Source organism: Streptomyces turgidiscabies Car8, from assembly GCF_000331005.1.
In the GTDB taxonomy this organism is placed as follows: domain Bacteria; phylum Actinomycetota; class Actinomycetes; order Streptomycetales; family Streptomycetaceae; genus Streptomyces; species Streptomyces turgidiscabies.
Genome location: NZ_AEJB01000005.1, coordinates 1 through 6,461, shown reverse-complemented (window position 1 = coordinate 6,461; position 6,461 = coordinate 1). Strand labels below are relative to the sequence as shown.

General features: G+C 67.8%; 7 protein-coding genes. All 7 read right to left on the bottom strand.

The features are described from left to right. Window positions 1–1,326 (bottom strand): WXG100-like domain-containing protein (locus tag STRTUCAR8_RS00160; RefSeq protein ID WP_044471371.1); only part of this gene is annotated, 1,326 nt, incomplete at its 3' end. A 7-nt stretch (window positions 1,327–1,333) separates the two neighbouring features. After that, window positions 1,334–1,675 (bottom strand): hypothetical protein, encoded by a 342-nt coding sequence (locus STRTUCAR8_RS00155; protein WP_006373313.1) that lies wholly within the window; start codon window positions 1,673–1,675, stop codon window positions 1,334–1,336. A gap of 6 nt (window positions 1,676–1,681) precedes the next feature. Further along, entirely contained in the window at window positions 1,682–2,140 is a 459-nt protein-coding gene (locus STRTUCAR8_RS00150; RefSeq protein ID WP_006373308.1) for a YbaB/EbfC family nucleoid-associated protein, read from the bottom strand. A 70-nt stretch (window positions 2,141–2,210) separates the two neighbouring features. Then, window positions 2,211–4,919, bottom strand: a complete 2,709-nt coding sequence (locus tag STRTUCAR8_RS00145; RefSeq protein ID WP_006373311.1) for an AAWKG family protein — start codon at window positions 4,917–4,919, stop codon at window positions 2,211–2,213. 69 nt (window positions 4,920–4,988) lie between these two features. Further along, window positions 4,989–5,426, bottom strand: a complete 438-nt coding sequence (locus tag STRTUCAR8_RS00140) for a type VII secretion system-associated protein (RefSeq protein WP_006373309.1) — start codon at window positions 5,424–5,426, stop codon at window positions 4,989–4,991. 85 nt (window positions 5,427–5,511) lie between these two features. Continuing rightward, window positions 5,512–5,832, bottom strand: coding sequence for a WXG100 family type VII secretion target (locus STRTUCAR8_RS00135; protein WP_006373314.1), 321 nt, complete (start codon window positions 5,830–5,832; stop codon window positions 5,512–5,514). A gap of 69 nt (window positions 5,833–5,901) precedes the next feature. Next, a complete protein-coding gene (locus STRTUCAR8_RS00130) occupies window positions 5,902–6,240 on the bottom strand; it encodes a hypothetical protein (protein WP_006373312.1) in 339 nt (112 codons plus the stop codon). Window positions 6,241–6,461 lie beyond the last annotated feature (221 nt).

Genomic DNA, 6,461 nt, shown 5'->3' with positions numbered 1-6,461 from the left:
ACCGCCGGGGGAGGAGGAGCCGCTGCTTCCGGTGGACGGTGTGGCAGTGGAACCCGAGGACGTGGTGGACACCGTCCCCACACCGCCGAGAGCCCCGACGCCTCCCGAACCGACGACACCGCCGATGCCCTCCGCACCGGAGAAATCACCGTTCGCCAGGTTCACGGACCCGGTGCCGTTCCCGCCGTCGGCCCCGATACCCCTGGTGGCGCCGCTGTCGGAGTCGCCGCTACCGCCCCTGCCGCCCTTGCCCGTACCCTCGCCGTCCCCGGTGACCGGCAGCACGTTCACACTGCCGAAGTCGAAGTTGGAGCCGAACTTGCCGCCGAGGGACGACGCCCCGGAGAACAGCGCCGAGGTGACCACGGAGCTCATGCCCGCGCCGACGAAGGTCTCCCAACTCCCTTCCCACTTACCGTTGAAGATCCCGTTGACGAAGATCTCCGCGACCGCCTCCGCACCGCCGGCCACCACGAACTCGTTCGCGCCGCCGCCGACGCCCCGGCCGAACCTGTCGCCCAGGGACGGCTTCGGCGGATTGTTGAACTTCGAGGTGATGTCGTCGGTGATGTTCTTGGTGTTCGACTTGCCGAAGGGGTTGGTCCCGGGGCCGTCCAGCCAGTTCTTGAGGTTCTTGCCAAGGTTCTTGGTGATCGAGTCGAACGCCCCGTGGAACATGCCGGTGAAGGCGCCGAAGACACCGTCCTGGATGATCTGGTTCCAGTCGAAGCCGTCCGGACGGCGGCCCTCCGGGGCCATCGTCATCATCGCGAGCCGGACCACGAACGTCTGGAACGCCTCGTCGAACGCCTCCGACAGACTCGGCAGCACATGGGTGCGCTTGAGCAACTGGTCCAGAGTGGTCAGGATGGAGACACGGCTGCGGGCCTTCGCCGTGGCGATCTGACTGGCCGACGAACCGCCGGTGAAGAAGGACAGCGCCGTGATGATGGCCAACTCGATGAGCAGTCGCACCAGTTCGGCGATGATCTGCCACTTCGACTCCATGATGTCCATGGAGGTCTTCACTCGGCCGTTGCCGACGTCGTCCAACTGCCTGGCGAACTCCCGCAGATAGTTCGTACCGCCGTTGTCCACGAACAGCCGCATGGCCCGCACGTACTGCTGCCCGACCTGGGGCGGCAGCGCGGTGCCGACGCCCCTGACGGACTCCTCGATCAGGTCGGAGAGGCTGCGGACGTTCTTGCCGAGCCGTTTGTAGGGCTTGTGGCTGGCGTACGCGAGGTCCTCGTCCGCCTGGAGCATCTTCTCGCCGATGAGCACGAAGAGCAGGTTGTTGAGCTCGGGCGAGACCATGATGCTCATGGCAGTGTCAGTGCCTTCCGCCGCGGCTGCCCGCGGAGTTGATCGAGTCCATGACACCCATCTGGGTACTGCGGATGTTCGACAGGTTGCTCATGGTGCCGTCGGCGACGCTCACCACCGCGTCGACCAGGGACGACCCGGTCTGGACGGCCGTCTCACGCTCCTTCAGCTCCGCCGGGATCACTTCCTGCGCGAAGCTGTCGTCCCTGCCCGGCCAGCCGCGCGTGTCGTTCACGGTGGTCGTGAAGTCACGGAGCATCTCGTGGGCGAGCGAGCTGATCGCGTTGATCTGCCGGACACCCGCCGCCAGCCTGTCCGGCTCGGCGTAGTACGCGTTTCCCTCGGCCATGACCGATCAGTCCTCCATGTCCTCGTTGATCTCGTCCCGCAGTCGGCTGGACGACGAACGGCCCTCACCGCCCCGGGGGCCGTCGAGCACCCCCGGGCCGAAGATCTTCTGCCAGTCGACGTTGACCCCGGTCATCTCGGGCACCGCGTCGCTGGGCCGGGTGAACGGCTCGAACGTGTCCATCACTCGGCGCGCCATCACCGCGCGGGCCTCCTGGGCCGCCTCCAGGACGCTGGCCGCCAGCTGGGTGGCGGACATGGTGCGGTACTTGCCGTCCAGGAACTTCAGCTCGGTCAGATCGCCCTGCGCACTGACGGTGACCTGCACCGCGCGGTCGGGGGAACGTACGGTGGCGCTGGCGTCGGCGAGTTCGCGCTCCGCCCGTGCCACCTCGGTCCGGGTCGTCTCCAGATCGGCGACGGCCCGGGCGAGCCGCTGCTCGATCGTCTCCCGCATGTCGCTCATGCCCCTGCCTCCCCGCTCGCCCGTCTCATCTCGCTCAGCTTCCGCAGCACCCTGAGCACGCCCAGCGCGCTCACCGTCCGATCACGGCGGGCGCGCCGCCCTCGTCGGTGCCCCACACGTCCTCGTCCTCTGGCTCGGCCATCCAGCTCTGCCGGTCGCGGTTGCCGCTCTCGGTCGACCGGTTGCCCTGCCCGGCGCCCCCGGGGCCGCCCACCGGATAGGCGGAGCCGGAACTCGTGGACGTGCCGCGCCCCCGGGCGACGGCCAGGTCCTCGTCCTCCCTGGCGCCCGTGCGGCTCCCGGACCGGCCGCCGCGCCTGCCGCCGCTCCCGCCGGGTTCGGTGAGGACGTTGCGGACCCGTTCCGAGGAGCCGTTGCCGCCCCCACCACCACCGGCACCGCCGCCCATGCCCCCCATACCGCCCATGCCGGGGAACAGGGGTGTCCCGCCGGAGCCCGCCGACCCCGAGCTGTCCGCCGAACCGTCCGAGCCCACGGTGAGCGGGGCGCCCAGGGCGCCGCCCGACAGCAGGTCGCTCGTGCTGTCCTCGCCGTCGTCGTAGTTGGCGTAGTCGCCGCTGTCGTAACTGCCGGAGGTGCCCAGCAGGCTGCTGGAGCCGAGCCCCGAGCCGCCGCCGAGGGACGAGCCGAGGCCACTGCCGGCACCGGTCAGGCCGTCGCCCAGGCTGCCCAGGTTGCTCAGACCGTCGAGGGAACTGCTGCTGGTGGTCGGGGGGATGACGGTGGGGCTGGTCAGGTCGAGGTCGCCGAGCCCGTCGCCGAGGCCGCTCGTGCCGATGTTGCCCGTATCGACCGAACCGTCGGGGTTGGTCGTGGTCAGCTTGCCCGTGTCCGGATCGATGGTGGTGACGGTGCCGTCGGGGAACCGAGTGGTGAGGGTCCCGTCGGGGTTGAGGGTGGTGGTGCTGCCGTCGGGGTTGGTGTGCCCGCCGGGGACGGTCAGGTCGCCGGTGGTGACCGTGCCGTCGGGGGCGGTCGTGGTGATGATGCCGGTCTCGGGGTCCAGGAGCTGGGTGGTGCCGTCGGGGTAGCGGGTGGTCAGCGTGCCGTCGGGGTTGAGGGTGGTGGTGCTGCCGTCCGGGTTGGTGAGCGTGGACCCCTTGGTGGCGTCGTTGCCGTCGTCGCCACCGCCGAGATTGAGGCCGGGGCCCAGACCCGTACCCAGGCCGGTGCCCAGCCCCGTACCGTCCCCGAGACCGTCGCCCAGGTTGCCGAGGCTGTTCCCGAGGCCGTCCCCGAGGCCGTTCAGGCCGTCCCCGAGACCGTTGATGCTGTTGCCCAGTCCGTCACCCAGACCGTTTAGCCCGTCCCCCAGGCCGCCCAGGCTGTCGCCCAGTCCGTCACCCAGGTTGTTGAGACTGTTCCCGAGTCCGTCGCCCAGCCCGTTGAGACTGTTGCCCAGGTTGTCGCCCAGATTGTTCAGGCCGTCCCCGAGCCCGGCCCCCAGGTTGTTCAGGTTCTGGCCGAGGTTGTTGAGCGAGTTGTTGAGGTTCTGCTGGTTCTGGTTCGCCTGCTCTTCGAGGATGTCGCGCCGGTCCTCCTCGTACTGCTCGGTGAGCGTGGAGGTGTCCTTGGTCTCCAGCTCCTCGAAGGCGTCCTCCAGATCGCTCCACGCCGTCTTGAGGTTGGTCAGCGCCGTACTCGCCGCGGTGACCAGTACGTCCTGCACATGCTTGTCCCAGACGCTGACGGCGTCGTCGGCCATCTTCTTCCAGGCCCCGGGGTAGTCCTTGAGGTTTCCGTAAGTGGGGTGATTCTGCTTGAAGTTGTCGCTGGTCCGGTAGGAGTAGGTCGACTCGTCCGCGTACACGGTGGTCTGCTTGATGTTGTTCTCCAGCACCCACACGGAGACCTTGTCGAGGATCTCCATCAGGATGCGGTGCGGGTCGTGCCGCCCGTCGCTCGCCCAGGTGGTCCACGCGGTGTTGAGATCCGTCGCCGCGGTCCGCAGGGCCAGCTGGGCCTTGGCCAGTGCCTCGCTGAGCTTCGACTGCGGGGCGTGGCCGCTGCTGAAGTTCTGCGACGCGGTGAAGGCGGTGCCGCCGAGCTGGTCCACGTAGTCGTCGTAGTTCGTGCGGAGCTGGTGGACGAGATGCCAGAACAGGCCCGCCGCCTGGCCCCGCCACGCCGCGTTCTCCTCACCGAGCGAGGTCTCCCACTGGGCCAGCGTCGTGGCGTGGGTCTTGAAGAACGTCATCGTCCGGTCGAAGGCGAGCCCCGTGCGTTCGAAGGAGTTGGCGTCCACGGCCTCGGCGTTCTGCACGTCGTAGCCGTTGTAGGAGAAGCCGCGGGTGGTCCCGTCGTTGAGCAGTTTCTGCAGCGCGGCCCTGGAGCCCCCCGCGTACTGCCCGAGCGGGGTGAAGTCCCACTCGTCGCCCTGGCTGCCGGTGAACTTGCCGCCGCCCATCGACTCGCCCGCGTCCAGCAGCCGGGCCCGACCGTTCCCGTCCACCGGTACGCCGATGAAGACCAGGGTGGCCTGGTAGAGGGTGCCGTAGTCGTGCTTGCCGTCACCGCCGGCGTCGACGAACGCCAGGTCGTAGTCCTCGCCCTCCTGGGTGTGCCAGCCGACCAGGGCCGTGAAGTTGTTCGCGGTCAGCTCGGTCGAGACGAGGATCTCCAGACCGCCGCGCATCAGCGGGATGTGATCCTTGCTGCTCAGAGTGTCGAAGAGCGTCTTCCGGCTGGGTACGGCGTAGCCGGTGAGGAGGGTGACTGCCTGGCCCCAGGTGTCGTCGGGGTCGTGCTTGGCCGGCATGGCGGGCTCCGCGGGGTGAGATGGGGGGAGAGGGGACGTGCGGCGTGGGGTGGCGCGGGGCCGCCCGGATCAGTCGTCCTCGCCCCCGGACAGATCGCCGTCGATGTCCGACCAGATGTCCAGCAACTGCTCGCCGTTGATGCCTTCCAGGGTGGTGCCCTGGGTCTTCAGCAGTGTGCGGATGGTGGTTTCGAGGTTGTCGTCGATGTCGTCGAAGAGGTCGCCCTGGGCGTCGAGAATGGTGTCGATCGACGTCGCGGCCGACAGGACCGATGACACCAGGGTCTTGCCGTAGGTGACGTCGTCGGCCCCCATGAGACCGATGCCCAGTACGGCGTTCTCCCCGAAGTGCTCAGCCGGCACAAGGCCCTTGACGACGCTGTGCACCGAGCGCACACCGTTCGTGTCGTCCTTCATGATGGCCTTGAGATCGGTGATGAACTCGGCCAGGGCGTGCGTCCTGAACGTGCCCAGTGACGTCGCGTCCAGACGGGTCAGATCCGCCATGGCTTCCTCCTGCTGGGTTGTCGGGGACGGCGGTGGAACCGGACGGGCTACGGTCCCGGTGGCCGTCCGCCCGGTTCGTCCGGCGTCAGCGGCCTATCTGGACTTCGGACCAGAGCTGGGAGAGCGAGTTCTCGCTGTAGCGGTAGCTGTCGGAGATGTCCGTCAGCAGCGTGGAGTGCGAGGTGAGCAGGGTCTCCATGTTCTTGACCGCCGCGTCCCACGCCTGCTGCTTCTGGCGGTACATGCTGGCGTCCTCGCCGTACCAGGACTTCACCAGTTCGTTGAGCTCGGACTCCAGCGACGCAAGGGTGTTCGCGATCGCCTTGGTCTGCTGGACCATGTCGTCGGCGGCGTTGTTCATGTGGTTGTAGTCGACGTAGATGTAACCGTCTGTCATGTCACCCATGGGAACCTCTTCTGCGCTGGGGGGATGTGGGGCTTGAACGGGTTACGGACCGGTCAGCAGGTCGGCGGGTCAGCCCGCGAGCTGGTCGAAGGCGGCCTGCGACTGCGAATAGGCCGCGTTGATCGACTCGTTGGACGAACCCTGCGTCTTGCCGTGCTGGCTCAGGCTCTGGTTGAGCTTGTCGACCATGTCCTCAAGACTCCGCAGGATGCTGGTGGCCTGGTCGTCCCACTGCTTCAGCAGCGAGCCGAACTGGCCGCCGTCGCTGCCCTGGTAGCCGCTGGAGAGCGTGGCGCGGGTGTTGTCGACGTCCTGCTTCGACTTCAGGATGCCGCTGAAGGCGGCCTCGAGCGCCTGGATGCCGTTGCGGGTCGCCTGTTCATTGGACTGCTGGCCGTTGCCTGCCATCGTTCCCTCCTCGGGATCGGGTACCGCGTCGACTCGCGCTACTGCCTTGACGTCAAGAGACTAGAGTTGCCTGCGAAATGGTTGCAACATGACTCGACTCAGGGGTAGTTGGATCGGCCACAGATCAACTGCTTTTACCTGAAAGCAACTTCCCGGCATTCTCCGAAGCGCCGGAAACGCCCGAAGCGCCGGTGGTACGACCGCACAGCGCCGCCCCCGCC